This window comes from Brevundimonas sp. GW821-FHT02A10 (genome assembly GCF_059422025.1).
This window is the reverse complement of sequence record NZ_JBWKWC010000003.1, coordinates 436,794-462,281: the sequence shown is the minus strand read 5'-3', so window position 1 is coordinate 462,281 and position 25,488 is coordinate 436,794. Positions and strand designations below refer to the sequence as shown.

Annotated in this window: 31 protein-coding genes and 1 tRNA gene; 27 read left to right on the top strand and 5 right to left on the bottom strand. The window is 67.3% G+C overall.

Annotated elements, in window-relative coordinates:
• Window positions 1-28: 28 nt before the first annotated feature.
• The 5 genes from AC07U0_RS11835 (at window position 29) to AC07U0_RS11815 (ending at window position 2,888) form a co-directional block, all read left to right on the top strand.
• Window positions 29-1,504, top strand: a complete 1,476-nt coding sequence (locus tag AC07U0_RS11835) for a leucyl aminopeptidase (protein ID WP_494720196.1) — start codon at window positions 29-31, stop codon at window positions 1,502-1,504.
• Window positions 1,501-1,962 (top strand): DNA polymerase III subunit chi, encoded by a 462-nt coding sequence (locus AC07U0_RS11830; RefSeq protein WP_494720195.1) that lies wholly within the window; start codon window positions 1,501-1,503, stop codon window positions 1,960-1,962. Before AC07U0_RS11835 ends, AC07U0_RS11830 begins: the two co-directional genes overlap by 4 nt.
• Before the next feature lie 71 nt (window positions 1,963-2,033).
• The gene (locus tag AC07U0_RS11825) at window positions 2,034-2,282 is read left to right on the top strand and encodes a hypothetical protein (RefSeq protein ID WP_494720194.1); all 249 of its coding nucleotides are present in this window, start codon (window positions 2,034-2,036) and stop codon (window positions 2,280-2,282) included.
• Between the two features lie 22 nt (window positions 2,283-2,304).
• A complete protein-coding gene (locus tag AC07U0_RS11820) occupies window positions 2,305-2,616 on the top strand; it encodes an I78 family peptidase inhibitor (RefSeq protein WP_494720193.1) in 312 nt (103 codons plus the stop codon).
• Window positions 2,607-2,888 (top strand): I78 family peptidase inhibitor, encoded by a 282-nt coding sequence (locus AC07U0_RS11815; RefSeq protein ID WP_494720192.1) that lies wholly within the window; start codon window positions 2,607-2,609, stop codon window positions 2,886-2,888. The genes AC07U0_RS11820 and AC07U0_RS11815 overlap by 10 nt, the downstream gene beginning before the upstream one ends.
• On the opposite strand, the gene AC07U0_RS11810 is transcribed toward AC07U0_RS11815, so the two are convergent.
• Window positions 2,889-4,832: a M61 family metallopeptidase gene (locus AC07U0_RS11810; protein ID WP_494720191.1), complete on the bottom strand. Its 1,944-nt coding sequence runs from the start codon at window positions 4,830-4,832 to the stop codon at window positions 2,889-2,891. It lies immediately after the preceding gene.
• 177 nt (window positions 4,833-5,009) lie between these two features.
• On the opposite strand from AC07U0_RS11810, the gene AC07U0_RS11805 reads away from it, so the two are divergent.
• The 15 genes from AC07U0_RS11805 to AC07U0_RS11735 all read left to right on the top strand — a co-directional run bounded on the left by AC07U0_RS11805 (window position 5,010) and on the right by AC07U0_RS11735 (window position 18,499).
• Complete coding sequence (locus AC07U0_RS11805; protein ID WP_494720190.1) at window positions 5,010-5,813, top strand: class I SAM-dependent methyltransferase; 804 nt, start codon at window positions 5,010-5,012, stop codon at window positions 5,811-5,813.
• Between the two features lie 80 nt (window positions 5,814-5,893).
• Entirely contained in the window at window positions 5,894-6,694 is an 801-nt protein-coding gene (locus tag AC07U0_RS11800; RefSeq protein WP_494720189.1) for a class I SAM-dependent methyltransferase, read from the top strand.
• A complete protein-coding gene (locus tag AC07U0_RS11795; RefSeq protein WP_494720188.1) occupies window positions 6,691-7,872 on the top strand; it encodes a sialidase family protein in 1,182 nt (393 codons plus the stop codon). The genes AC07U0_RS11800 and AC07U0_RS11795 overlap by 4 nt, the downstream gene beginning before the upstream one ends.
• 109 nt (window positions 7,873-7,981) lie before the next feature.
• The gene (gene hemA / locus AC07U0_RS11790; protein WP_494720187.1) at window positions 7,982-9,208 is read left to right on the top strand and encodes a 5-aminolevulinate synthase; all 1,227 of its coding nucleotides are present in this window, start codon (window positions 7,982-7,984) and stop codon (window positions 9,206-9,208) included.
• Window positions 9,208-9,387: a DUF6898 family protein gene (locus AC07U0_RS11785; RefSeq protein ID WP_494720186.1), complete on the top strand. Its 180-nt coding sequence runs from the start codon at window positions 9,208-9,210 to the stop codon at window positions 9,385-9,387. The genes hemA and AC07U0_RS11785 overlap by 1 nt, the downstream gene beginning before the upstream one ends.
• An 80-nt stretch (window positions 9,388-9,467) precedes the next feature.
• A complete protein-coding gene (glyA, locus tag AC07U0_RS11780) occupies window positions 9,468-10,751 on the top strand; it encodes a serine hydroxymethyltransferase (RefSeq protein ID WP_494720185.1) in 1,284 nt (427 codons plus the stop codon).
• A gap of 7 nt (window positions 10,752-10,758) precedes the next feature.
• Window positions 10,759-11,217, top strand: coding sequence for a transcriptional regulator NrdR (gene nrdR / locus AC07U0_RS11775; protein WP_207932194.1), 459 nt, complete (start codon window positions 10,759-10,761; stop codon window positions 11,215-11,217).
• Complete coding sequence (locus AC07U0_RS11770; protein ID WP_494720184.1) at window positions 11,217-11,867, top strand: RibD family protein; 651 nt, start codon at window positions 11,217-11,219, stop codon at window positions 11,865-11,867. The genes nrdR and AC07U0_RS11770 overlap by 1 nt, the downstream gene beginning before the upstream one ends.
• Window positions 11,868-12,458: a riboflavin synthase gene (locus tag AC07U0_RS11765; RefSeq protein WP_494720183.1), complete on the top strand. Its 591-nt coding sequence runs from the start codon at window positions 11,868-11,870 to the stop codon at window positions 12,456-12,458.
• A complete protein-coding gene (gene ribB / locus AC07U0_RS11760; RefSeq protein WP_494720182.1) occupies window positions 12,458-13,603 on the top strand; it encodes a 3,4-dihydroxy-2-butanone-4-phosphate synthase in 1,146 nt (381 codons plus the stop codon). Before AC07U0_RS11765 ends, ribB begins: the two co-directional genes overlap by 1 nt.
• On the top strand, window positions 13,600-14,064 hold the full coding sequence (ribH, locus tag AC07U0_RS11755) for a 6,7-dimethyl-8-ribityllumazine synthase (RefSeq protein ID WP_494720287.1): 465 nt from the start codon (window positions 13,600-13,602) through the stop codon (window positions 14,062-14,064). Before ribB ends, ribH begins: the two co-directional genes overlap by 4 nt.
• Window positions 14,061-14,591 (top strand): transcription antitermination factor NusB, encoded by a 531-nt coding sequence (gene nusB / locus AC07U0_RS11750; RefSeq protein ID WP_494720181.1) that lies wholly within the window; start codon window positions 14,061-14,063, stop codon window positions 14,589-14,591. Before ribH ends, nusB begins: the two co-directional genes overlap by 4 nt.
• A gap of 4 nt (window positions 14,592-14,595) precedes the next feature.
• Window positions 14,596-15,585, top strand: coding sequence for a thiamine-phosphate kinase (thiL, locus tag AC07U0_RS11745; protein ID WP_494720180.1), 990 nt, complete (start codon window positions 14,596-14,598; stop codon window positions 15,583-15,585).
• A gap of 49 nt (window positions 15,586-15,634) precedes the next feature.
• Window positions 15,635-16,156, top strand: coding sequence for a hypothetical protein (locus AC07U0_RS11740; RefSeq protein ID WP_494720179.1), 522 nt, complete (start codon window positions 15,635-15,637; stop codon window positions 16,154-16,156).
• 195 nt (window positions 16,157-16,351) lie between these two features.
• Entirely contained in the window at window positions 16,352-18,499 is a 2,148-nt protein-coding gene (locus AC07U0_RS11735) for a sodium-translocating pyrophosphatase (protein WP_494720178.1), read from the top strand.
• A 57-nt stretch (window positions 18,500-18,556) separates the two neighbouring features.
• Here the strand turns inward: AC07U0_RS11735 and AC07U0_RS11730 are convergent, their stop codons facing one another.
• Window positions 18,557-19,990: an FAD-binding oxidoreductase gene (locus tag AC07U0_RS11730; protein ID WP_494720177.1), complete on the bottom strand. Its 1,434-nt coding sequence runs from the start codon at window positions 19,988-19,990 to the stop codon at window positions 18,557-18,559.
• A 61-nt stretch (window positions 19,991-20,051) separates the two neighbouring features.
• Window positions 20,052-20,531, bottom strand: a complete 480-nt coding sequence (gene bamE, locus AC07U0_RS11725; protein ID WP_494720176.1) for an outer membrane protein assembly factor BamE domain-containing protein — start codon at window positions 20,529-20,531, stop codon at window positions 20,052-20,054.
• A gap of 88 nt (window positions 20,532-20,619) precedes the next feature.
• Between bamE and AC07U0_RS11720 the strand changes: the two genes are divergently transcribed.
• The 7 genes from AC07U0_RS11720 to AC07U0_RS11690 all read left to right on the top strand — a co-directional run bounded on the left by AC07U0_RS11720 (window position 20,620) and on the right by AC07U0_RS11690 (window position 24,862).
• A complete protein-coding gene (locus tag AC07U0_RS11720; RefSeq protein WP_494720175.1) occupies window positions 20,620-21,159 on the top strand; it encodes a ubiquinol-cytochrome C chaperone family protein in 540 nt (179 codons plus the stop codon).
• Window positions 21,156-21,695, top strand: coding sequence for a YceD family protein (locus AC07U0_RS11715; protein ID WP_494720174.1), 540 nt, complete (start codon window positions 21,156-21,158; stop codon window positions 21,693-21,695). The genes AC07U0_RS11720 and AC07U0_RS11715 overlap by 4 nt, the downstream gene beginning before the upstream one ends.
• A gap of 139 nt (window positions 21,696-21,834) precedes the next feature.
• Window positions 21,835-22,902: a phosphate acyltransferase PlsX gene (gene plsX / locus AC07U0_RS11710; protein ID WP_494720286.1), complete on the top strand. Its 1,068-nt coding sequence runs from the start codon at window positions 21,835-21,837 to the stop codon at window positions 22,900-22,902.
• Entirely contained in the window at window positions 22,899-23,876 is a 978-nt protein-coding gene (locus AC07U0_RS11705; RefSeq protein WP_494720173.1) for a beta-ketoacyl-ACP synthase III, read from the top strand. Before plsX ends, AC07U0_RS11705 begins: the two co-directional genes overlap by 4 nt.
• 100 nt (window positions 23,877-23,976) lie before the next feature.
• A complete protein-coding gene (locus AC07U0_RS11700) occupies window positions 23,977-24,276 on the top strand; it encodes an integration host factor subunit alpha (RefSeq protein ID WP_492948443.1) in 300 nt (99 codons plus the stop codon).
• A gap of 5 nt (window positions 24,277-24,281) precedes the next feature.
• Window positions 24,282-24,725, top strand: coding sequence for a MerR family transcriptional regulator (locus AC07U0_RS11695; protein ID WP_494720172.1), 444 nt, complete (start codon window positions 24,282-24,284; stop codon window positions 24,723-24,725).
• 60 nt (window positions 24,726-24,785) lie between these two features.
• A tRNA-Pro gene (locus tag AC07U0_RS11690) sits at window positions 24,786-24,862 on the top strand.
• A gap of 80 nt (window positions 24,863-24,942) precedes the next feature.
• Here AC07U0_RS11690 and AC07U0_RS11685 read toward each other — a convergent pair.
• Both AC07U0_RS11685 and AC07U0_RS11680 read right to left on the bottom strand, forming a co-directional pair.
• Window positions 24,943-25,143 (bottom strand): DUF2842 domain-containing protein, encoded by a 201-nt coding sequence (locus AC07U0_RS11685; RefSeq protein WP_494720171.1) that lies wholly within the window; start codon window positions 25,141-25,143, stop codon window positions 24,943-24,945.
• Window positions 25,143-25,394 carry a transglycosylase gene (locus AC07U0_RS11680; protein ID WP_494720170.1) on the bottom strand — a complete coding sequence of 84 codons (252 nt, stop codon included), beginning with the start codon at window positions 25,392-25,394 and terminating at the stop codon, window positions 25,143-25,145. Before AC07U0_RS11680 ends, AC07U0_RS11685 begins: the two co-directional genes overlap by 1 nt.
• Window positions 25,395-25,488 lie beyond the last annotated feature (94 nt).

Genomic DNA, 25,488 nt, shown 5'->3' with positions numbered 1-25,488 from the left:
GCCTCAATCCCGGCTGGAGTCGCGTTTCATGAAGATCGAATTTGTCGCCCACGCGGGCGCGTCGGAAGTCCTTGCCGTTCTGGTCGGCGAGGGCCGCGCCCTGGCCGGGACCGGTCCGGCCCTGGACATGGCGGCCTCCGGCGCCCTGACCAAGGCGATGACCGCCAGCCGTTTCACCGGCGCCGCCAACTCCACCCTGACCGTCGCCGCCCCTGCGGGCGTCGAGGCCGCGACCGTCCTGCTGGTCGGGTCGGGCAAGGATGCGCTGGACGACAAGGGTGTCGAGACCGCCGCCGGGGCCGCCTACCACGCGGTCAAGCTGTCGGGCGCCGAGACCCTGACCCTCGATTTCGGTCACCTGACCCCGGAACAGTCGGCCCGCGCCGCTTTCGCCGTGCGTCTGGCCGCCTACACCTTCAACAAATACCGCACGACGCTGAAGCCCGAGAAGATCGCCTCGATCAAGACGGTTCAGGTCGTCACTTCGGACCTGCGCGCCGCCGAAGCCGCCTATGAGCCGATGTCGGCCGTCGCCGACGCCGTGGTCTTCGCCCGCGACCTGGTCTCCGAGCCCGCCAATGTCCTGTACCCCGCCGAGTTCGCCAAACGGGTCAAGGATCTGGAGCGCCTCGGCCTGAAGGTCGAGATTCTCGGCGAGGCCGAGATGGAGAAGCTGGGCATGTGGACCCTGCTGGGCGTCGGCCAGGGGAGCCGTCGCGAAAGCCAGCTGGCCGTGATCCAATGGAACGGCGGCGAGCCGGGCGCCCAGCCCCTGGCCTTCGTCGGCAAGGGCGTCTGCTTCGACACCGGCGGCATCTCGATCAAGCCGGCCGACGGCATGGAAGACATGAAGTGGGACATGGGCGGCGCCGCCGCCGTGGCCGGCCTCATGCACGCGCTGGCGGGCCGCAAGGCCAAGGTCAACGCCGTGGGCGTGCTCGGCCTCGTCGAGAACATGCCTGACGGCAACGCCCAGCGCCCGGGCGACGTGGTCATTTCCATGTCCGGCCAGTCGGTCGAGGTCATCAACACCGACGCCGAAGGCCGCCTCGTCCTCGCCGACGCCCTCTGGTACACCCAGGACCGCTTCAAGCCGAAATTCATGATCGACCTGGCCACCCTGACGGGCGCCGCCATCGTCGCCGTGGGTCTGGACATCGCTCCGCTCTACGCCAACGACGAAGCCGTCGCCGGTCCGATCCTGGCCGCCGCCGAGAAGGTGGGCGAGAATTTCTGGCGCATGCCGCTGCCGCCCCAGTACGAGCAGCACATTGATTCCAAGATCGCCGATGTGAAGAATACCGGCAACGGCCGCGCCGGCGGCTCGATCACCGCCGCCCTGTTCCTGCAGCGCTTCACCAACGGCGTGCCGTGGGCCCACCTCGACATCGCCCCGACCGCATGGGTCAACAAGTCGCCGAGTCCCACCGTTCCGGAAGGCGCCGTCGGCTTCGGCGTGCGCACCCTCGACCGGATGGTGGCGGACAGCTACGAGTCCAAGTGACCGACGCGACCGGCCCGGAAATCTGGTTCTATCACCTGGAGCGATCGACGCTCGATCAGGTGCTGCCGGAGCTTCTGGGCCGGACGCTTCAGCGCGGCTGGCGGGCGCTGGTCCGCGTCGCGGAAGAGCGCCGGCTTGAGGATATCGACGAGCGGCTGTGGACGTTTCGCGAGGACAGCTTCCTCGCCCACGGCCGCGCCGACGAGCCGAATGCCGAGCGCCAGCCGATCCTGCTGACGCAATCGATGGAGAACCCGAACGGCGCTCAGGCGCTGTTCATCGTCGACGGCTCAGAACTGGGCGCCACGGAGAGTTACCAGCGATGCTTCATCATCTTCGACGGACGCGACGACACGGCGTTGACCGGCGCACGCGAGCGCTGGAAGCATCTGAAGGGGCAGGGCGCCAACCTGGCCTACTGGAAGCAGACGGACGAGGGCTGGCAAAAGGCGGCCTGATCGTCGCCGGTCTTGCGCTGCTGGCCGCCTGTTCGACGCCAGCGCCCGCCGCGAAGCCCGCGCCGGCCGTAGTGGCTGATGCCCAAATCTCCCAACCCGTCGGCACCCGCATGCCCCAGAGCGGTCAGGACTTGTGCAAGGCCAACGACCTGCAGTGGCTGGTCGGCCGCAACAAGACGGAAATTCCGGTTCCCGTAGACGTGATCAACCGCCGCGTGGTCTGCACCAGTTGCGCCATCACCGAGGACTACTCCCCGTATCGCCTCAATATCTTCTTCAACGCCCAGACCGAAACGGTCGAACAGGTCCGCTGCGGCTGACCGAACACAGGAGACGACGCCCGTGAAAACCCCCACGAAATCCGCTGCGCTTCTCTCGACCCTGATCGCCTTTTCCGCCCTTGCGGCCTGCGCTCCCGTTGGGGGCGGCGGTGCGACCCCGCCGCCGCCGTCCAGCGAACTCGGCCAGTGCAAGGCCGACGCCTATCGCAGCTACATCGGCAAGAACCGCTCGGAACTGCCGGCGGCGCCCGCGGGCGAAACCCGTCGCGTGGTCTGTTCGACCTGCGCGGTGACGATGGACTTCAACCCGAGCCGGGTGAACATCGTCTATGACACGGCCAGCAACCTGATCACGGAAGTGAAGTGCGGGTGAGGGCGCTGGCCCTTCTCGTCGCCGGTGCGGCCCTGACCGGCTGTATGGCGACGCCGCCGGAGACCGGCGGTCCGACGCCGCCGCAGCGATGCGACGCCTCGGCCGCGCAGTCGCTGGTCGGCTCGCACGTCGGCGCGGTCGACTTCGCGGCCGGCGCCAATGTGCGGATCGTCTGCACCACCTGCGCCACGACCCGCGACTACCGGCCGGACCGGCTGAATATCCGGTTCGACCAGCAGACGGGGATCATCAAGTCGGTGGACTGCGGCTAGTTACCGCGTCCGCGCGGCATAGAGCTCGCTCAGCCGGTCCGGCGTGCCCGGGATCCGCTCCAGGTGCGGGTAGCGCAGGCCGCCGTGGTAATCGAGGCTGACAGTCCGGTAGCGGTCGCCGTCCTTGACGATCAGCTCGATCGGCGTGGTCGTGTCCTTGGCCGCCTTGATGGCGTCGGTCAGGTTCGAGGCCGAGGCGGCCTCGCCGTTGACGGCGACGATCGACATGCCGATGGCCAGACCCGCCTTGAAGGCCGGGCCGTCCCACTGCACCGCCGAGATGCCGTTCTCGCCATTGGTCTGCAGGCCGATGGAGTACATGAAGTTGTTGCGCTTCAGACCGCCTTCCAGCGTCTTCTGCCAGGGGCTCTTGGTGTCGGTGTAGACGAGGCGGTAGCCGCCGCGCGCCAGACCATCCAACGGCGCGCCCGGGCCATGGCCGTCCAGACGGGTACGCAGGAAGGTGGCCCAGTCGTTCTCGACCACCCCGTTCAGCGCCGCGACCACGTCGTCGAAGGTATAGGGCGCCTCGTTATATTCGCCGTCGTGAGTGCCGAAGAAGGCTTTCGCGAAGTCGTCGAGACCCTTGCGGCCGTTGGTCTTCTCCCGGATCAGGGTGTCGGCGTCGAGCCAGATCAGCTGGCCCTCGACGTAATAGTCCTCGTCGCGCTGCTCGCTCAGCCAGCCCTTGGGCCGGCGCATGGAGATGATCGGGTCGTTGACCGTGTCCTGCATCGCCCGCCACGACCGGCCGGCGCGGTTGTCATAGGTGGCGGCGTCCATGGCCAGGGCGTCGAGCGCCTGATCCTTCGTCATCAGGCCCGAGCGCGCGGCCAGCACCTTGCCCCAGAACTGGGTCTGGCCCTCATAGACCCACAGCAGTTCGTTCTGCAGGGGGGTGTTGTAGTTGGGGACGTACTGGCCGGCCGGACGTCGCCACTTGCCGTTCCAGGAATGGGTGTATTCGTGGGCCAGCAGGTCGCGGTCGCCGAACTGGTTGTCCCAGTCGGTGAAGAACTCCGGATCGACGCTGTCCTCGGACGAGCGGTGGTGTTCCAGCCCGATCCCGCCCAGCCGGTCGGTCATGGCCATCAGGAAGTTGTAGTGGTCAAAGTGGCGCGCGCCGTACAGGCGGTCGGCCTGGGTCACGAGCGCCCGCAGGATGGCGATCTGGTCGTCCGTCGGGGCGATGTTCGAGGCGCTGTCCGCGAAGATGTCGAGCTTGACCGGCGAGCGGCCGCCCGGATCCAGATCGATCTGACGGAAGTGGACCCCGGCCATCAGCGGGCTGTCGATCAGGACGTCCAGGGTCACCGGCTTGAAGGTGGTGATGTCGCCTTCCGTCGAGGCCGTCTCCAGCGCCGTGCCGAAATTCCATCCGGACGGCAGCTTCACGCTGGTCTGGGTCGTGATGTTGTGGTGCCAGCGGCCCGCCGGGTAGAGCAGCATCTTCTCCCACTGGGCGTTCAGCATCTCGGCCGTCATGGTGATGCGGCCCTGGGCGTCCGCCGTCGGCGACAGGTGCTGGAAGTCGGCGGTGATCTCGGTCACGCCCTCGGGCACGACCAGATGGAAGGCGAAGCTCTCGACCGGATCGCGGGTCCACTCGATGCGCTGGCCGTTGGCGGTGAAGATCAGGCCTGCCAGCTGGGTGATCGGGCCATCGGGTCCGTGGTCGCCGGGCAGCCAGGCGGGGAAGAAGAGGGTCAGCGGACCCGCGCTCTCGACCGGAATGGTCTCATGGACGCTGAAGATGCGACGGTTCAGGTCGGTCGCGTCAACGTCCAGCTTCACGACGCCCGGCCAGGGCTTGTCCACCACCGCCGGGATCGGCGCCATCGTCGTATAGGGCGTCGCGGCGGGCGCGGCGGTCTGGGCAAACGCGGGCAGGGCGGAGGACGCCAGCAGCAGGGCGGCGAAGGCGGGTCGGGCGAAGCGGACCATGAACACTCTCGGGGGAACGGACGGCGGGGGAGGCGCGAAACAACGCCCCGACTCCTCCTGCGTCAAGTCGCCGCGCCTCACGAACTGTCACCGGCGACTGTTTCAACGCGGAAATCTGCTTGCATCCGGTCACGCTTCGGGGCGTAGCTTCGCCACCTCGCTCTTCAGGATCACGCCATGTCGAAGCCGCTTCTCCTCGCCGCCGCCGTCGCAGCCCTGGGGGCGACGGCCCTGTCCGGTTGCGTGATCGTCTCCAGCAGCGGGGATGAGAAGACTATTGTCGCCATGCCGGGCGAGCAACTGACGCGGGTGGAGGAGAACGCCTACGCCGCCGCCATCGCTGATCCGCTGCGCCCCGCCGAGGAGGTCGCGCGCGATCCGCTGCGCAAGCCCGCCGAGATGATGGCCTTCGCCCAGCTGGACGCCGGAGACCGGGTCGCCGACATCCGGCCCGAGGAAGGCTACTTCACCCGACTGTTCGCCAAGGCCGTCGGTCCGTCGGGCCGCGTCTACGCCTTCGTGCCGAACCAGACCGCGGGCAAGGAGAACGCCTACGGCGACACGCTCGCCGCCGCCTATCCGAACGTGAACCGGATCACCGGCAGCCTCGACACCATGACCTTCCCCGAGCCGCTGGACGTGGTCTTCATGGGGCAGGAGTACCACGACTTCACCATCCCCCGTTTCGGCGTCGATGTGGCGAAGATGAACGCGGCGGTGTTCGCGGCGCTCAAGCCGGGCGGCCTCTATGTCATTCTCGATCACCAGTCGGCGCCGGGCGCGGGCATCAGCGTATCGGGCACGCTTCACCGCATCGAGGGCGCCGAGCTGCGCCGTGAGGTCGAGGCCGCAGGTTTCATCTTCGCCGGCGAGACCTCGGCCGTGGCCAACCCCGAGGACGACCATACCCTGACCGTCTTCGAACCCGCCATTCGCGGCAAGACCGACCAGTTCGTCTATCGCTTCCGCAAGCCGGGCTAAGCCCAAAAGGTAGGGGCGTAACTTCGGCGGTTCGCGGGCGTAATCAATCAAGCGCCGCTCAAGGCGTATGGGAGGCTGACATGAAGCGTTCGGTGTATTTCGCGGCGGCAGTGATCACCGCCTTTGTTGGCGGCGACTGCCTGGCGCAGTCGAATATCGACTACGCCGTCAACTCGATGGCGAATGCGGCGGCGTCGCTCGCTCAGGACAACGCTTACGCGTCGGCCCTTGCCAGCCCGATCCGCACGGACGCCGACAAGGCTCGCGATGAGGCCCGCCACACCGCTGAAACCCTGGCTTTCGCCGAGGTGAAGCCGGGGCAGACCATCGGCGACATGATCATCGGCGGCGGCTATTTCACCCGCGTCTTCGCCGCCGCCACCGGTCCGTCCGGCAAGGTGATCGCCTGGCAGCCGGCCCAGTTCATCGGCTTCCAGGCCAGCTATGCCGACGCCATCACCGCGGCCGACGCCCTGCCGAATGTCGAGGGCATCCGCTCGCCGCTCGGCGCGCCCGAGTTCCCGACCGGGATGGACCTGGTCTTTACCGCCCAAAACTATCACGACCTGCACCTGAAGCCCTTCGCGGCCGATACGGCGGCGAAGACGAATGCGGCGGTGTTCGCGGCGCTGAAGCCGGGCGGCCTCTATGTCATCGTCGACCACTACGCCGCCGCCGGCTCGGGCCTGGCCGCCGCCGACAGCCTGCATCGCATCGACCCGGCCATCGTCAAGGAAGAGGTCGAGGCCGCGGGCTTCGTGCTGGAAGACCAGAGCGACATCCTGAAGAATGACGCCGATCCGCTGACCGCCAACGTCTTCGACCCGGCGATCCGGGGTCACACCAGCCAGTTCATGCTCAAGTTCCGCAAGCCGGCGTGATCAAAAGCGTCCTCGCTGCCGCTCTCCTGCTGCTGACAGCGGCGGCTGAGGACCGTCCCGCGCCCTATACGGTCGCGCCCGGTCTGTTTGATGCGTCAAAGCCCGATCTCGGTCTGACCCCGGCGCCGGGCGCCGAGACCTTCACCGTCTTCCGACCGGAGGAGGGGACCGACCACTTCAGCAACGGCGTCTCCCTGATCGCTTTCGGGGGGCGGCTCTACGCCCAGTGGCAGTCCTCGCCGCGTGACGAGGATTCGCCCGAGACCCGGGTGATGTTCGCCTCCAGCGCTGACGGCGAACGCTGGACCGCGCCGGTTGAACTGGCCCCGCCCGGAGAAGGCGGTCGCATGGTCTCCAGCGGCGGCTGGTCCACGGACGGCCGAACCCTGATCGCCTACCTCAACGTCTGGCCCAACGGCTTCCAGTCAGGCGACGGCGGCCAGACCGAATACCGGACCAGCAGTGACGGCCAGAGCTGGTCTGCGCCCAGACCGGTTCTGGCGGCGGACGGGTCGCCCATCGACGGCGTCATCGAACAGGATCCGCACCGCTTCGGCGACCGGATCATCGGCGCCTTCCACATGCGTCCGGGCATGATCGCGACCCCGGCCTTCACTGACGATCCTCTCGGCGTCTCGGGCTGGACGCTGGGCCGCATGACCCATCTGAAGCGGGCGCCGACTCCGGCGGGTGCTCCCGTCCACGAAAGCCGTCTGAGCCGCGAGATCGAGCCCAGCCTGTTTCAGGCCGGCGACTGCGCCGTCATGGTCTTCCGCGACGAGGACCTGAGCTTTCGCCAACTGGCCTCCGAAAGCTGCGACCGGGGCGTCAGTTGGTCCACGCCGGCGGTCACCGTCATGCCCGACAGCCGCGCCAAGCAGAGCGCCGGCAACCTGCCGGACGGGACGGCCTTCCTCGTCAATGCGCCGAACAGCGACCGTGTCCGCACGCCGCTGGCGGTGACGGTCAGCCGCGACGGTCGGAGCTTCGACCGGTCCTTCCTGCTGCGCGGGCAGGGCGATCTCCAGTCCCTGCGCTATGAAGGCCAGTACAAACGGCCCGGCTATCACTACCCCAAGAGCACCGTCTGGAACGGCTTCCTCTGGGTCGGCTACGCCACGAACAAGGAAGATGTGCAGGTCACGCGCGTCCCGTTGAGCGCGCTGACCGGCGATTGAGAACCGTTATCAATTAGCGGTTTAGGACAATTTGTCCTTGTCATCGCGTGGACACCCGGGGTCAATCGGCGCAAATACCCGCCACGTTTTCGCGCGAAAGTCCGCCCAGTTGTACGACTACAAGGCCGCCTTCGAATCCGCCGTCGACCAGGTGAAGAGCGAGGGGCGTTACCGCGTCTTCGCCGATCTGAAGCGCGTGCGCGGCCAGTTCCCGAAGGCGGTTCGGCGTCGTGAGGACGGGTCCGAGCAGGACGTCGTCATCTGGTGCTCCAACGACTACCTCGGCATGGGCCAGAACCCGGTCGTGCTGGAGGCCATGCAGGCCGAGCTCGACGCCGTGGGCGCCGGCGCCGGCGGCACCCGCAACATCTCGGGCACGACGCGCTCGGCCGTGGATCTGGAGGCCGAGCTGGCCGCCTGGCACCAGAAGGAAGCCGCGCTGCTGTTCACCTCGGGCTATGTGGCCAATGAGGCGACCCTCACGACCCTGCAGCGCATCCTGCCGGGCCTGATCATCTTCTCCGACAGCCTGAACCACGCCTCGATGATCGCCGGCATCCGCAACGGCGGCTGCGAGCGGCACGTCTTCATGCACAACGACCTGGCGCATCTGGAGCAGCTGCTGGCCGCCGCGCCAGCCGATGCGCCCAAGCTGGTCGCCTTCGAGAGCGTCTATTCCATGGACGGCGACATCGCCGACCTGGCCGGAACCATCGCCCTGGCTCACAAGTACGGGGCCCTGACCTACCTCGACGAAGTCCATGCGGTTGGCCTGTATGGCGCGACCGGCGCCGGCGTCGCCGAACGCGACGGCGTGCTGGACGGCATCGACATCGTCGAATGCACCCTGGGCAAGGCTATCGGCGTCATGGGCGGATACATCGCCGCCGACGCGGTGATCGTCGACGCGGTCCGCAGCTGGGCCTCGGGCTTCATCTTCACCACCAGCCTGCCGCCGGCCCTGACCGCGGGCGCGCTGGCCTCGGTGCGTCACCTCAAGGCCCATCCGGAACTGCGTGTCGCCCATCAGGAGCGCGCCCAGACCCTGAAGGATCGTTTCGCCGCCGCCGGTATCCCGGTCATGCCGAGCGAGAGCCATATCGTCCCGGTCTTCGTCGGCGATCCGGTCCACACCAAGATGATCTCGGACATGCTGCTCGAAGAGTTCGGCGTCTATGTCCAGCCGATCAACTACCCCACCGTGCCCAAGGGCACCGAGCGCCTGCGCTTCACGCCCTCGCCGAACCACGACGACGGCATGATGGACGCCCTGGTCAGCGCCATGGACCAGCTCTGGACCCACTGCCACATCGCCCGGATGCCTTCGGCTGCCTGATGTCGGAAGGTGGCCTCGGACAGGTCATCGTCGAGAAGACCCGCAACGGAACCTATCTGAAGGTCACCGCCGTCCATGTGGCGACCGGCACCGAGGCTACGGCCGTCGGCCCGGCGATGGAGCCCAGGGCCGTCGAGCGGCTGGCGGTCGCGAAATTGCGACGGATACTCGGTGTCTGACGTCACGTGGCCGACACAAGATGTTGTGGTTGACCCCTCTCAGGACTAGATAGGGCGCCTTCAGACAGCCGGGGACGCTCGTGACCATCACCACCCACGCCGACTATTTCTCGAAGTCTCTCGCGGACGCCGATCCCGACGTCTTCAAGGGCATCCAGGGCGAGCTGGGCCGTCAGCAGGAACAGATCGAGCTGATCGCCTCCGAGAACATCGTGTCCAGGGCAGTGCTGGACGCGCAAGGGTCTGTTCTGACGAACAAATACGCAGAGGGCTATCCCGGTCGCCGCTACTACGGCGGCTGCGAATTCGTCGACGTCACCGAGGATCTGGCCCGCAATCGCGCCAAGGAACTGTTCGGCTGCGCCTTCGCCAACGTCCAGCCCCACTCGGGCGCCCAGGCCAACCAGGCGGTCTTCTTCGCCCTGCTGCAGCCCGGCGACACCTTCCTCGGCATGGATCTGGCCTGCGGCGGCCACCTGACCCACGGCTCCCCGGCCAACCAGTCGGGCAAGTGGTTCCGCCCCGTGACCTACAAGGTCCGCGAGGACGACAACCTGATCGACTACGACCACGTCGCCGAGATGGCCGAGAAGGAAAAACCGAAGCTGATCGTGGCCGGCGCCTCGGCCTACAGCCGTCACATCGACTTCAAGCGCTTCCGTGAGATCGCCGACAGCGTCGGGGCCTACCTCTTCGTCGACATGGCCCACTATGCGGGTCTGGTCGCCGGCGGCGTCTATCCCGACCCGCTGCCGCATGCCCACGTCGTGACCACGACCACCCACAAGACCCTGCGCGGCCCGCGCGGCGGCATGATCCTGTCCAACGACGTCGAGCTGGGCAAGAAGATCAACTCGGCCGTCTTCCCCGGTCTGCAGGGCGGTCCGCTGGAGCACGTCATCGCCGCCAAGGCCGTGGCCTTCGGCGAGGCGCTCAAGCCCGAGTTCAAGGTCTATGCGAAACAGGTCGTGGCCAACGCCCAGGCCCTTTCGGCCGTTCTGATCGAACGCGGCCTCGCGGTCGTCTCGGGCGGCACCGACAGCCACATCGTTCTGGTCGACCTGCGTCCCAAGGGCGTGACCGGCAAGGCGACCGAGCTACAGCTCGAACACGCCCTGATGACCTGCAACAAGAACGGCGTCCCCTTCGACACCGCGCCCTTCACCGTGACCTCGGGCGTCCGTCTGGGTACCCCGGCCGGCACCACGCGCGGCTTCGGCGTCGAGGAGTTCAAGTCGATCGGTCACTGGATCGCCGACGTCGTGTCCTCGATGAACGGCGGCGACGAGGCCGATCCGGCGGTCATCGCCGAGGTCGCCGGCAAGGTGCGCGAGCTCACGCGCCGCTTCCCGATCTACGGATAAGCGCCTGATGAAGTGCCCCTTTTGCGGACATCAGGACACCCAGGTGAAGGACAGCCGGCCGTCTGACGACGGCTCGGCCATCCGACGTCGCCGGTCCTGCCCGAACTGCAACGGGCGCTTCACCACCTTCGAGCGGGTGCAACTGCGCGAGCTGATGATTCTGAAGCGCAACGGCCGTCGCACGCCCTTTGACCGTGACAAGCTGGAGCGGTCGCTGAACGTGGCCCTGCGCAAGCGGCCGGTTCAGGCCGAACAGGTCGAGCAGCTGGTCAGCCGCATCACCCGCCAGCTGGAAAGCCTGGGCGAGACGGAAATCCCGTCCAGCATCGTCGGCGACTTCATCATGAAGGCGCTCAAGTCGGTCGATGAAGTGGCCTATGTCCGCTACGCCTCGGTCTACAAGGATTTCCGCCACACCGGCGACTTTGCTCGCTTCCTCGGCGACGAAGGCCTGGACGAGACCTGATGCGGCCCCGGATTACCTTGAAGATCGCGACCTCGCTGGACGGTCGTATCGGCACCTCGACGGGCGAAAGCCAGTGGATCACAGGCCCCGAAGCCCGACTGCAGGGCCACCGGCTGCGCGCGGCGGGCGACGCTATTCTGGTCGGGGTCGAGACGGTGCTGGCCGACGATCCGCGCCTGACCGTGCGCCTGCCCGAAACGGAAGCCGGGGTTCGCATCCAGAAGGCCGATCCCCTGCGCGTCGTGCTGGACAGCCGTCTGCGCACGCCTTCGTTCGCCCGACTGGCCAAGGCCGGCACCCTGATCATCACCACGCGTGAGCCCCAGCCGGTTGGCGGGGCCGAGGTGGTGCAGGTCGCGGGCGACGCGCAGAACCGCCCGACCATCGAGGCCATTCTGGATCTGCTCTACGCCCGCGGCGTGCGCAGCCTGATGATCGAGGGCGGCGGCCGGGTCGCGGCGGCCTTCGTCACTGCGGGCGTCGTCGACGCCATCGACTGGTTCCGGGCCCCCATCCTGCTGGGCGGAGATGGCCGTCCGGGCGTCGCGGCGCTGTCGCTGGCCCGTCTTGCGAACGCTCCGAAGTTCCGGCGCCTTGCGGTGGAGGCTCTGGGTGACGACCTGTGGGAGCGCTACGAAAGGGTCTCCTGAATGTTCACAGGCATTGTCACCGACATCGGCCGCGTTCGCGCGGTCACCGAGACCAATCGCGACCGCCGCTATGAGATCGAGACCGTCTGGGACGTCTCGGGCATCGACATGGGCGCCTCGATCAGCCACGCAGGCTGCTGCTTGACCGTGGTTGAGAAGGCCGATGGCTGGTTCGCGGTCGAGGTTTCCGACGAGACCCTGTCGAAGACCAACCTCGGCAGCTGGAAGACCGGCGACCCGGTCAATCTTGAGCGCGCCGCGAAACTGGGCGACGAGATGGGCGGGCACGTCGTCTCGGGCCACGTCGATGGCCTGGGCAAGGTCGTGTCGATCGAACAGGTCGGCGGATCGCACCGGATCGTGGTCGAGGCGCCCGCGCCCCTGCATCGCTACATCGCCGCCAAGGGCTCCATCACGGTCGACGGCGTGTCCCTGACCGTCAACGCCGTGGACGGCCAGAATTTCGACCTGAACATCATCCCCCACACCTGGGAGGCGACGACGCTGGGCCGCTTGCAGCCCGGTGACGCCGTGAACCTCGAAATCGACATGCTGGCGCGCTATCTCGCACGCTGGCAAGAGACCGCGTAATGACCAACACCATCCAGCTTTCCTCGGACATGTTCTCCAGTCCGATCAGTCCGATCGAGGACATCCTCGAGGACGCCCGCAACGGACGCCCCTACATCCTCGTCGACGCCGAGGACCGCGAGAACGAGGGCGACATCATCATCCCGGCCCAGTTCGCGACGCCCGACCAGATCAACTTCATGGCCCGCCACGCGCGCGGCCTGATCTGCCTGGCCATCACCGCCGAGCGCGGCCGCCAGCTGCGCCTGCCGCCGATGACGGCCGACAACCGCACCTCCATGGGCACCGCCTTCACCGTCTCGATCGAGGCGAAGGAAGGGGTCACCACCGGCATCAGCGCCGCCGACCGCGCCCGCACGGTCCAGGCCGCCGTCGATCCGAACAAGGGCGCCGACGACATCGTCTCGCCCGGCCACGTCTTCCCCCTGATCGCCCGCGACGGCGGCGTTCTGGTCCGCACCGGCCATACCGAGGCGGCCGTGGACATCAGCCGCATGGCCGGCCTGACCCCGGCGGGCGTGATCTGTGAGATCATGAACGAGGACGGCACCATGGCCCGGATGCCGGACCTGGTCGCCTTCGCCCAGCTGCACGGGCTGAAGATCGGCACCATCGCCGACCTGATCGCCTATCGCCGCCGCACCGAACGTTATGTCGAGCGGGTCATGGACCAGCCCTTCGAGAGCGTCCACGGCGGCCCGTTCCGCCTGATGCTGTACCGCGACACCATCGAGGGCGGCGAGCACGTCGCCTTGGTCCACGGCCGCATCGAGCCCGGCAAGCCGACCCTGGTCCGCATGCACCAGGTCGATTTCGCCGCCGACCTGCTGGGCCACCGCGAGGACCGCCAGAATTATATTCCCGCCGCCCTGAAGCAGATTTCCGCCAGTGGCGAGCCCGGCGTCGTCGTCTTCCTGCGCGACCCGTCGCTGCAGGGTCTGGCCGAACGCCTCGCAGGCGCCGACAAGCCGGTGACCAACGACCGCGCCATCAAGGCCTATGGCCTGGGCGCCCAGATCCTGCTGGACCTCGGGGTCCGCGACATGATCGTGATGAGCTCGACCCGCCCCGAGCCGACCGCGCTGGAAGGCTACGGCCTGCGCATCGTCGGCTGGCGCGGCATGAACGGAGAAGACCAATCCTGACCGAACCGATCCGCGTCCTCATCGTCGAGGCGCGCTACTACGACGAACTGGCTGACGCCCTGCTGGACGGGGCGAAGGACGCCCTGCGTGCCCAGAACGTGGCCTTTGACGTCGTCACCGTGCCGGGCGCCCTCGAGGTCCCGACCGCGATCGCCCTGGCCGACGAGGCCGGCAAGTATCCGACCGCGCCGCGCTACGACGGCTTCGTGGCGCTCGGCTGCATCATTCGCGGCGAGACCTATCATTTCGAGATCGTCTCGGATCAGTCGGCGGCGGGCCTGATGCAGCTTGGCCTCAAGGGGCTGGCGATCGGCAACGGCATCCTGACGACCGAGGACGAGGACCAGGCCTGGGCCCGTGCGCGCCTCAGCGAAGGCGACAAGGGCGGCGGCGCCGCGCGGGCTGCTCTGGACCTGATCGCCTTGCGCAAACGGCTCCGGCATGGTCTTGCGGCGCAATGACCGAACCCAACAGCATCCAGGCCGTCCTGCAGCAACTCGCCGAGAGCGAGAAGGAACGCGCTGAACCCTCCCTGACCTCGCGCCAGCGCCGCGCCCGCACCGTCGCGCGTCTGGCTGCCGTCCAGGCCCTGTACCAGATGGAACTGGCTGGTGAGGGCGCGGAGACGGTCATCACCGAATTCTCGAACCACCGCTTCGACGCCGACATCGAAGGCGAGCCCCTGGCCGAGGCGGACGAAGAGTATTTCGCCGGCATCGTGCGCGGCGTGATCGAGAACCAGCGCGAGATCGACACCGCCGTGAAGGCTCGTCTGGCCTCCAACTGGCGCATGGAGCGTCTGGACGCCACCCTGCGCGCCCTGCTGCGCTGCGGGGCCTGGGAGCTGGCTCACCAGCCCGAGGTGCCGCGCGAGATCGTCATCGACGAATATGTCGAGCTGGCGAAGGCCTTCTTCGACGAAGCCGAGGCCAAGTTCGTCAACGCCGCCCTGGACGGCGTCGCCCGCGACGTGCGCCCGAAGGCGTAAGATCATGCCCGCCGTCGACGTGTCCGGCGAGTTCGAGACCATCGCGAAACTGCTGGCGCCCCTGGCCCATCCCGAATGGGGCAGGGGGCTGGTCGACGACGTCGCCGTCGTGCCGACACGGCCGGGTTACGATCTGGTCCTGACCAAGGACGCCATGATCGAGGGCGTGCATTTCCTGGCCACCGATCCGCTCGACACGGTGGCGCAGAAGCTGCTGCGCGTGAACCTGTCCGATCTGGCCGCCAAGGGCGTCGAGCCGTTCGGCTATTTGCTGGCCTGCCACTGGTCGCAGCGCTGCGGCTGGCCCGAGCGTCAGGCCTTCGCCGAAGGGCTGGCGCGGGACCAGAAGGAATTCGGCATCCACCTGCTGGGCGGCGATACGGTCGTGACGCCCGGTCCCGCCTCCTTTTCCGTCACCCTGATGGGTTGGGCCAGGGCGGGCAGGGTGGTGGCCCGTGATGGTGCGCGACCCGACGACGCCGTCTTTGTCACCGGCCAGATCGGCGACGGCTTCCTCGGCCTCAAGGCCGCGCAGGGGGTGCTGACCCTGGCGCCCGAACGGATCGAGGCCCTGACCGACCATTATCGCCGTCCCATGCCGCAGACGGCTTTCGCCGAGGTCGTTCGCGACATGGCCACGGCTTCGCTGGACGTCTCCGACGGCCTGATCGCCGACATCGGCCATATCGCCGAGGCCTCGGGTGTGGGGATCGAGATCGATCTGGAGCGGACGCCGGTGTCCCTCGCCGGTCAGGCCTGGCTGGAGACCCGCGTCGACCGGCAGGCGGCCTTCGAACAGCTAGCCACCGGCGGGGACGACTATGAGATCGCCTTCACCGCTCCCGCATCCGATGAGGCCGCCCTGCGCCGCGAGGCCGAGCGTCGCCACATCCGCCTTACCCGAGTGGGGCAGGTCGTGGCGGGAACCGGCGTGCATGTCCGTTTCGAAGGGCGTCTGGTCGAGGTAGCTCGCTCCGGCTGGACCCACGGCTGACAGCGGTCGCTGAAACCGAATCCTAACCCCCGCCGGTTAGGGTTACCCCATGCGCCGCAGAGACCTCATCGCCGCCGGAACCGCCGTCGCCCTTTCGGCGCCGGTCATCGCCGCCACGCCCGCCCTCGCCAGCGGCCCGAAGAAGCCTGAGGAAGGCGCGCCTCCGGCCGACAAGACGGTCAGCATTCGCGCCGTGGGCCTGCCGGTCATTGTCGACGGCCGCATCCGCAACTATGTCTTCGTCAATCTGAAGCTGCACCTGGCGCCCGAGCCCAAGGTGGAAGACATCCAGAACAAGGAAGCCTTCTTCCGCGACGCCCTGGTGCGGACCGGACACGGCGCGCCCTTCACCCTGCCGGACGACTGGAACACGCTCAGCGACAACAAGATCAACGCCGCGATGATGGCCATCGCCGGCGTCGTCGTCCCCCATGCGGTCATCAAGGCCGAGGTTGTCCGTCAGACGCCACGCCGCCGCATGAACACGCCTGTGGCCGAGACTGTTCCGGACCCCTACCTCACGCCCGACGGCTCGGACATCGCGGCTCCGGACGCCGCCTCGACCCTCTAGGCGTTTCCGCGCCCGAAAGGCCCTTCAAAGAGCACGGTTGCGTCATCCCGGCGCATGCGGCACGCTCATTCGGCAAATCCCGAGTGACCGCAGTTCTGCGGTCGTTGCGCACGGGGGAGCCGGAAGGCGGATAGAGGCCAAAAGGCCCGCCGCGCCAAGGAGCCGGGCGCCTTTTGCAAGGGCATGGAAACGCCAATGAATCATATACTTACGCTGGTCTTTGGGGCCGGCGTCCTGGGGGTGCTGTACGGCCTCGCCCAGACGGCCGTGCTGATGAAGGCCGGCACCGGCAACGACAAGATGCGAGAGATCGCCGCCGCCATCCAGGAAGGGGCCTCGGCCTATCTGCGGCGGCAATACACCACCATCGGCATCGTCGGGGTGGTCATTCTGATCGCCGCCTACCTGCTGATCGGCCCTTATGCGGCAGTCGGCTTCCTGATCGGGGCGGTGCTTTCGGGCGCCGCCGGCTATGCGGGGATGCTGATCTCGGTGCGCGCCAACGTCCGCACGGCCCAGGCCGCGTCGGAAAGTCTGGCCAAGGGTCTGAACCTCGCGTTCCGCTCGGGCGCCATCACCGGCATGTTCGTCGCCGGAGGGGCCCTGCTGGGCGTCTCGGGTTATTTTGCGGTCCTCGTCCTGCATCTGGGCCTTGAGCCGACGAGCCGCGAGGTCGTCGACGGCCTCGTCGCCCTGGGCTTCGGCGCATCCCTGATCTCCATCTTCGCGCGACTGGGCGGCGGAATCTTCACCAAGGGCGCCGACGTGGGCGGCGACATGGTGGGCAAGGTCGAGGCCGGCATTCCGGAGGATGATCCCCGCAACGCCGCGACCATCGCCGATAACGTGGGCGACAATGTCGGCGACTGCGCCGGCATGGCCGCCGACCTGTTCGAGACCTATGCGGTGACCACGGTCGCCACCATGGTTCTGGCCGCCATCTTCTTCCGGGGAACAGAGTACGTCGGGACGATGATGCTGCTGCCGCTGGCCATCTGCGGCATCTGTATCGTGACCTCGATCATCGGCAGCTTCTTCGTCCGCCTGGGCAAGAAGCAGAACATCATGGGCGCCCTGTATCAGGGCCTGATCGTCACGGGCGTCCTGTCCGTGGGTGCGGTCTGGTGGGTGATCACCACCCTGGTTCCGGCATCGGTCACCACCGGCGACGGTCTGGTCATCACGCCGATCAGCCTGTTCTACTCGGGCCTCGTCGGTCTCGCGGTCACCGCGGCCATCGTCGTGATCACCGAATACTATACCGGCTCCAACTTCCGTCCCGTGCGTTCGGTGGCGAACGCCTCGGTGTCTGGCCACGGCACCAACGTCATCCAGGGCCTGGCCGTCTCGCTCGAGTCGACCGCGCTTCCGGCCCTGACGATCATCGTCGGCATCGTGGCCAGCTACCAACTGGCCGGTCTGTTCGGCATCGCCATTGCCACCACCACCATGCTGGGCGTGGCGGGGATGATCGTGGCGCTGGACGCCTTCGGTCCCGTGACTGACAACGCCGGCGGCATCGCCGAGATGGCCGGACTTCCCTCGGAAGTGCGCCACTCGACCGACGCCCTCGACGCCGTCGGAAACACCACCAAGGCCGTCACCAAGGGCTACGCCATCGGTTCGGCTGGCCTCGGCGCCCTGGTGCTGTTCGCGGCCTATACCTCGGACCTGAAGTACTTCTCGGCCAATCCGGCGGACTATCCGTTCTTCGCCGGGATGGGCGAGGTCGCTTTCGATCTGACCAACCCCTATGTCGTCGTCGGCCTGCTGTTCGGGGGGCTCCTGCCATTCCTGTTCGGCGGGATGTCGATGATGGCGGTCGGTCGAGCGGCCGAATCGGTCGTCGCCGAGGTGCGTCGCCAGTTCCGCGAGAACCCCGGCATCATGACCTATCAGGTGAAGCCGGAATACGGACGGGCCGTCGACATCCTGACGAAAGCGGCGATCCGCGAGATGATCGTGCCGTCGCTGCTGCCGGTGCTGTCGCCGATCGTCCTGTTCGTCGCCATCCTGTTCCTGGCGGACAAGGCCAACGCCTTCGCGGCCCTCGGCGCCATGCTCATGGGCGTGATCGTGACCGGTTTGTTCGTGGCCATCTCGATGACCTCGGGCGGTGGCGCCTGGGACAACGCCAAGAAGGTGATCGAGGAGGGCTTCACCGACAAGAACGGCGTCGTCCACGGCAAGGGCTCCGAAGCCCACAAGGCCGCGGTCACCGGCGATACGGTCGGAGATCCCTACAAGGACACCTCCGGCCCGGCGGTGAACCCGATGATCAAGATCACCAACATCGTCGCCCTGCTGCTCCTGGCGGTGCTGGCGAGCGGCAAGATCGTCTGATCGGACGGTATCCCTGAACGAGGGGCGGCGCCGGTGACGGCGCCGCCCCTTTTCGTTTCAAAGGCCCATCGAAACCCAGTGGTCCCACATCTGGTTGCGGAAGCGCAGGTCGGGATCGTGACGCCGCTTGAAGGCCATCACCTCTGGCAACCCCGCATAGGCCTTCAGCAACTGATCCTGCCGGGCGTGCAGGCGGTAGGGCAGGTAGAAGCTCCCGCCGACGTCGAGCGCGGCGTCGATCAGGTCGCGGGTCATGGCCTGCATATCCGCCTCGTCCGCCGCCGAGATGCGCTGGCTGAACAGCATGACCAGGGCGATCCGGGGCTCGGGTGCGAAGGTCAGGGCGCTGAGGCGATCGGCCTCCACCCATCTCAGGGTCAGGTTCAGCAGGTCCTGCCGCGAGGCCGGGATGATCCGGCGGCAGTCGCCGAGGAAGGCGTTCAGTGCCTCGGGCGGGACGAAATACTCGTGCAGGATGTCCGTACGACGCGCGTCATGGCCGGCGAAGATGGCGACCGGCAGGTTCATCAGGCTGTTGCGGGTCGCTGTTGCGTCATCCGGGACCAGCCGGGTCTCGGCCCACCAGCGAAACCGTTTGCCGGCCTCCGATCCGGTCTGGGCCCGGAAGACCTGACGGACGAGCCCACCACCCGCGACCGTGCCGGTCATCGGGGGCAGTGCGCCGGACTGTTCGTCGAGGGGACGATGGGTGGTCAGCACCGCGTGTTCCAGAAAGCCGTCCCGGGCGGGCGACAGCCGTCCGTAGGCCAGATTGGCGTCGGGCTGGTGGACTGCTTCGACAAAGCGGGCGGAGAAGTCCGAAGAGGGCAGGCGAATCCGCGACGACTTCAGCAACCGGTTTGGAACCGCCTCCATCTCCGCATCCAGGATCGCGCCGAACAGGCCGTATCCCCCGATCACATGGCGAAACAGCTCGGCGTTCTCCGTCGGCGAGCAGGTCCGGACCTCGCCGTCGGCGCCCAGCAGGCGCAGGCTCCGCACCGTGGACCCGACCGGTCCCCGCGGAACCGCCCAGCCATGCGCATTGACGCTGATCGCGCCGCCGAGGCTGAAATCGTTGTTGGACTGGGTTACGGCGGGCGACAGGCCGTGAGGATCCAGCGCCCGCAGCACGTCCCGCCAACGCGCGCCCGCGCCGGCGGTGTAGCGGCGCGCGGCGGTGTCGATAGCGATGGGCGCGTCCGTCAGCTCGATCGCGACCCCGTCCCGGGGAGGCAAGGACTGACCGCCCATGGAATGCCGCGCGCCGCCGATGCAGAGCGGCTTTCCGCAGACGGCAGCCCGGCCGATGGCCGAGGCCGTGTCAGTGGCGGCCAGCGACAGGTTCGAGGATACCCGGGTCGCGTTCAGGCGGCTGGCGTCATCGAGAAGCCCCGGATCGGCGGAGACCGGGGGCGGCGGCAGGGTCGTGCATCCGGACAGGGTCAGCCCCGCGCCTGCGATGAATGTCCTGCGCGTCGTTTCGAACATGCCGACGGGTCCCCCTCCGATCGGAGGGTGGCGTGCCGACCCGTCTTTGGAAAGGCCTTGGTTAGTCCGGACGGCGTTGGCCGGGGACATCCTCTTCGGTGCGGGGCAGCTGGCCGCGGGCGACGTTGCCCAGCAGCTGTTCCATGACGGTCAGCGAACGGCCGCGCGTCGGGGTCTCGCGACGCTCCATGGCGATCTTCTGACCATCTTCGAGGCCCAGGGTGCGGACCGAGGCGACCTTGGCGTCGTCCTTGTTGAAGGTGATCTCGGTGACGCTGCGCTGCGAGATCTGCGGGCGGTTGTAGGTGTAACGCTCGCTGGTCTGGCTGATGTAGTACCAGACCTGCTGCGGTTCGAAGGTCGAGGTCGTCGACGGCGTGCCCAGACGGGCCAGAACCGTTTCCTTGGTGTCCGTGCCGGCGACGATATCGGACGGCTTGGTGTCAACGACCTGGAAGCCGTGCAGACCCACCACGGGGGCGCAGGCGGCGGCCGAAAGCGCCAGGGCGGCGACGGCGACGAGAGGGGCGATACGAAGCATTTGCGGGCGCCTGCGACAGAACAAGGTCTTTGACCTAACCGGACACGGGCTCTAGTTCAACGGCGCGGCGGAAAAGGGGCCGTGAAACATGCTGAAGTCACTCTTCCGGAAACATTCCGCACCGAACCCCGGCGACGCCCTCTATGCGGCTGTCGCGGCCCAGGCGCGCCAGCCGGCCTTCTATACCGCCTTGGGGGTTGCCGACCGGATCGACGCGCGGTTCGAGCTCTACACCCTGCACGCCCTGCTGCTGATCCTGCGTCTGCGCGACGAGGATGCGGATGGGGCAGGCGAGGGAGTGGACTGCGCCCAGGCGCTGTTCGACGCCTATGTTTCGGCCCTCGACAATGTCCTGCGCGAACTGGGCGTCGGCGATGTGTCGATGGCCAAGAAGATGCGCACCCTGGGCGAGGCCCTCTATGGCCGCATGACCGCCTATGAGACGCCCCTGCGCACCGGCGACGCCGCGGCCCTGTCCGCCGGGCTGGCGCGCAATGTCTTCGAGAGCGAGGAGGCGGAACGCGGCGCCGCGCTCGCCCGCTATGCCCTTGCCGCGCGTGAAGGTCTGGTCGCCCAGCCCTTCGCCGCCGTTCTGAAACAGCCGTCCTGGCCTGAGATCACTGCATGACCGTCGTTCTTCCCTTCAGCGAAACCGTCCGCCTCAATGAGATCGGCGCCGGGCTTCAGCGCACGCTGGAGCCGGACGCGGCCGTGCGCGCGAAGATCGCTCGCGCGCTCGACCTCGCCTCGCTCGACGCCTTCGAGGCCGAGGTGGCGGTGGCGCCGAACCCGGACCTTGGTCCTGATCTCGGGACCGGCGGCTGGCGGCTGACCGGCCGGGTCAGGGCCAGCGCGGTCCAGACTTGCGGCATCACGCTTGAGCCCCTGCCGGTGGAGATCGACGAGCGATTCGCCGTCGATCTGGTCGAACAGGCTCCGGAACGGCCTGAGGACGAAGAGTTCGAAATCGGCGTCGACGACGAGATCGCCGATGTGATCGAGGACGGCCGAATCGACCTGGGCCAATACGCCGTCGAACAACTGGCCCTGAACCTCGATCCCTTCCCGAGGAAGCCTGGCGTCGAGTTCGTCCAGCCCGAGGAACCAAAGGAAATCTCGCCCTTTGCGGTCCTGAAACAGTTCAAGCCGAAGGACGAAGCCTGAAAATCTTGACCTAAGGTCGCCTGCCTTTGCATCGACCTGTTGCAGGTCTATCGTGAACAGCCCAGATGAGCGTCGCGTCAGACGACGCCCCGGAGAGCGTAGCCTTTTGCCCACCCCCGTCCTGATTTCGCTCGACGCCATGGGCGGCGACCACGGTCCTTCCGTCGTCGTGCCCGGCATTCGGGAATACATCCGCCGCCACGGCGGTGAGAACGTCCGCTTCCTGCTGCATGGCGACCAGACCGCCATCGCGGCCGAGATGGCGAAGTGCAAGCTGACCGCCGAGGTCTGCGAGATCCGTCACACCGACAAGGTCGTGGCCATGGACGAAAAGCCCGCCACCGCCATGCGCCGGGGCAAGGGCTCCAGCCTGTGGAATGCCGTCGAATCGGTGAAGTCGGGCGAGGCGGGAGCCGTCGTCTCCGCCGGCAACACCGGCGCCCTGATGGCCATTTCCAAGCTGATCCTGCGCATGTCGGCGCCGGGGCTGGAGCGTCCGGCCATCGTCGCCAGCTGGCCGACCCTGAAGGGCGTCACCGCCGTTCTGGACGTCGGCGCCAACATCGAGAGCGACGCCGAACAACTGATCGAATTCGCCATCATGGGCGAGGCCTTCCACGCCGCCGTTCACGGCGTGAAGAAGCCGACCATCGGCGTCCTCAACGTCGGCTCCGAGGACATGAAGGGGCATGAGGAGGTGCGCGAAGCGCACGCCATCCTGCGCGCCGGCGGCCTGGACCTGAACTACCACGGCTTCGTCGAGGGCGATGACATCGCCAAGGGCACGGTCGATGTCGTCGTCACCGACGGCTTCACCGGCAATATCGCCCTCAAGACCGCAGAGGGTACGGCCCGCTTCATCTCGACCCTGCTCAAAGGGGCGTTGTCCTCCAGTGTCCAGTCCAAGCTGGGCGCCCTGCTGGCCATGCCGGCGCTCAAGGCCATGGGCCAGAAGATCGATCCCAACGCCATCAACGGCGGCCCCCTGCTGGGCCTGAACGGCATTGTGGTGAAGAGCCACGGCGGCGCGACGGCCCAGGGCTTCGGCAACGCCATCCGCATCGGCGTCGACCTGGCCCGCAGCGACTATCTGACGACGGTCGGCTCCAAGCTGGGCCGACTGGACGACATCATGCACGCCCTGCCTTCCGCCACTGAGGCCGGAGAGGCGGCGGCGCCCGCACCCTCCGGAGAGATTCTGCAGTGAGCGTTATCCGCAGCGCCGTCACCGGCGTGGGTTCCTATCTGCCTGAGCAGGTCGTCACCAACGCCGACCTGGCCGAATTCGTCGACACCAGCGACGAGTGGATCCAGGAACGCACCGGCATCAAACAGCGTCACAAGGCGCGCGACGACGAGCCGACCAGCGACCTCGCCGTCGAGGCCGCCCGCCGCGCCCTGGCCGACGCCGGCAAGACGCCTGCAGACGTCGACCTGATCATCGTCGCCACCACGACGCCGGACATGACCTTTCCGGCGACCGCCACCATCGTCCAGCGCAAGCTGGGCTGCCCGGTCAATATCGCGTTCGACGTTCAGGCCGTCTGCTCGGGCTTCGTCTATGCGCTCAGCGTCGCCGACGGCTTCGTGGCGCGCGGTCACGCCAAATGCGCCCTGGTCATCGGCGCCGAGGAGATGACCCGGCTGATGGACTGGTCGGACCGCACCACCTGCGTCCTTTTCGGCGACGGCGCCGGCGCCTTCGTGGTCGAGCCGCGCGAAGGGCAGGGAACCAAGGCGGATCAGGGCCTGCTCGGCTTCGCCCTGCGCGCTGACGGCTCCAAGACGGAACTGCTCTATGTCGACGGCGGGCCCTCGACCACCGGAAGCGTGGGCAAGCTGCGCATGCTGGGCAATCAGGTCTTCCGCCATGCGGTCGTGAACATCGCCGAGGCCATCACCGCCTGCTGCAAGGCCGCGAACATCGAGATCGCCGACGTCGACTGGTTCGTGCCGCACCAGGCCAACCAGCGCATCATCAAGGGGGTCGGCGACCGTCTGGGCCTGGACGAAAACACGGTAATCACCACCGTCGCCCAGCACGCCAACACCTCGGCGGCCTCGATTCCCCTCGCCATGGACGCCGCCATCAAGGACGGGCGCATCAAGCGGGGCGATATGGTCCTGCTCGAAGCCATGGGCGGTGGTCTCACCTGGGGCGCCTGCGCTTTCCGATTCTAGTTCCCATTTATGGTCAAGCTTGCCACTTGGGGCTTTCGTTTTGCTGGGTTTTCGCCTTTTATGACGCGCCTGCATATTCTGGAGACGGACCTTGGCTGAAGTGAGCACCCTGACCCGCGCGGATCTGTGCGAGGCCGTCCACGAAGAAGTGGGCCTGTCGCGGCAGGAATGCTCGTCAATGGTCGAGCGCACCCTGGATCTGATCGTCGAGTCGCTCGAGCGCGGCGAGACGGTGAAACTGTCCGGCTTTGGCGTCTTCCAGGTTCGTGAAAAGCGCGCTCGCATGGGCCGTAATCCCAAGACGGGTGAGCCGGCCGCGATCAACCCGCGCCGGGTGATCAGCTTCCGGGCCTCCCAGATCATGAAGTCCAAGGTCCACGACGCCGCCGTCGAGGCCTGATCGGAGTGGCCAAAAGCCCTCAGGCCTTTCGCACCATCTCCGAAGCGGCGGAGGCCGTCGGCGCGCCCCAGCATGTGCTGCGCTTCTGGGAAACCAAATTCACATTCATCGACCCGGTGAAACGGGCCGGCGGGCGCCGCTTCTACCGTCCCCAGGACGTGGTGGTGCTGAAAGCCGTGCGCCGCCTGCTCCATGACGAAGGTCTGACCATCAAGGGCGTCCAGCGCCTCTACAAGGACCAGGGCATCGCCCGGCTGGCCGCCTATGGCGATCCCGACGCCGCCTTCGCCATGGACGCCGATTCGGCTCTGGCGACCGACACGGCCCCGGACGCCGCCGCAAACGTTCCCACTGGTACTCCGAGCCCCGTTTCGACCGTCCGCCTGCGCCAGCTTCTGGTCGAGATCGAGAGCGCGCGGGCCCGTCTGGACGCCGTTCTGGCCGGTTGATCATAAAAGCGCGTTTTTGCGTTTGCGGCGGGCGGGTCGCCCCGCTATACGACCGCCTCTCGGAGCGTGGCGCAGCCTGGTAGCGCACTTGACTGGGGGTCAAGGGGTCGCAGGTTCGAATCCTGTCGCTCCGACCATCTTCCTCATCGAAGACGGTTGGTTGAAGGGGTCGCTTTCGGGCGGCCCCTTTGCAATTCCGCTTCAGACTGACGTCTGGCTACTTCGGCTTCTTCTCGGCCCAGCTCAGCAGGGGCAGAAGGGGGAAGCCCCAGGCGATGCCGGAAATGCCGTAGAACAACAGATGCACCAGCGGATGATCGGGCAGCATCGCCCCGATCGTGATCACCGCCCAGACGTAGAAGATCAGGAAGGCGCAGACGCCCAGCGCGGCGATGGCTCGACGCGTACGGGGACCCATCAGCGCTTGTTCCGGAACAGATAGTAGGCGACCAGGCTCAGGGCCGCGCCGCACAGGGCCCAAGCGACCCACAGCCAGCTGTCCATGGTGGTGTTGGCGAACACCCGGATCGGCAGGAACCAGCCGCACACCGCGCCCACGCCGGCGACGAGCAGGGCGGCGAAATAGCCGCGCTTGCCGCTCAGCAGATCGGCGATCCAGGCCACGGCCAGCACGCCCAGAACGGCGACGACGATATCGGCGTATTGCAAGCCCTTGTTCCTCCAACCGTGTTCGATTTTCGCGCCGCGACGGGCTGCGAAATCGTCTTTGATCTTGTCGCCCCGGGCGGGCATACCGCCACGG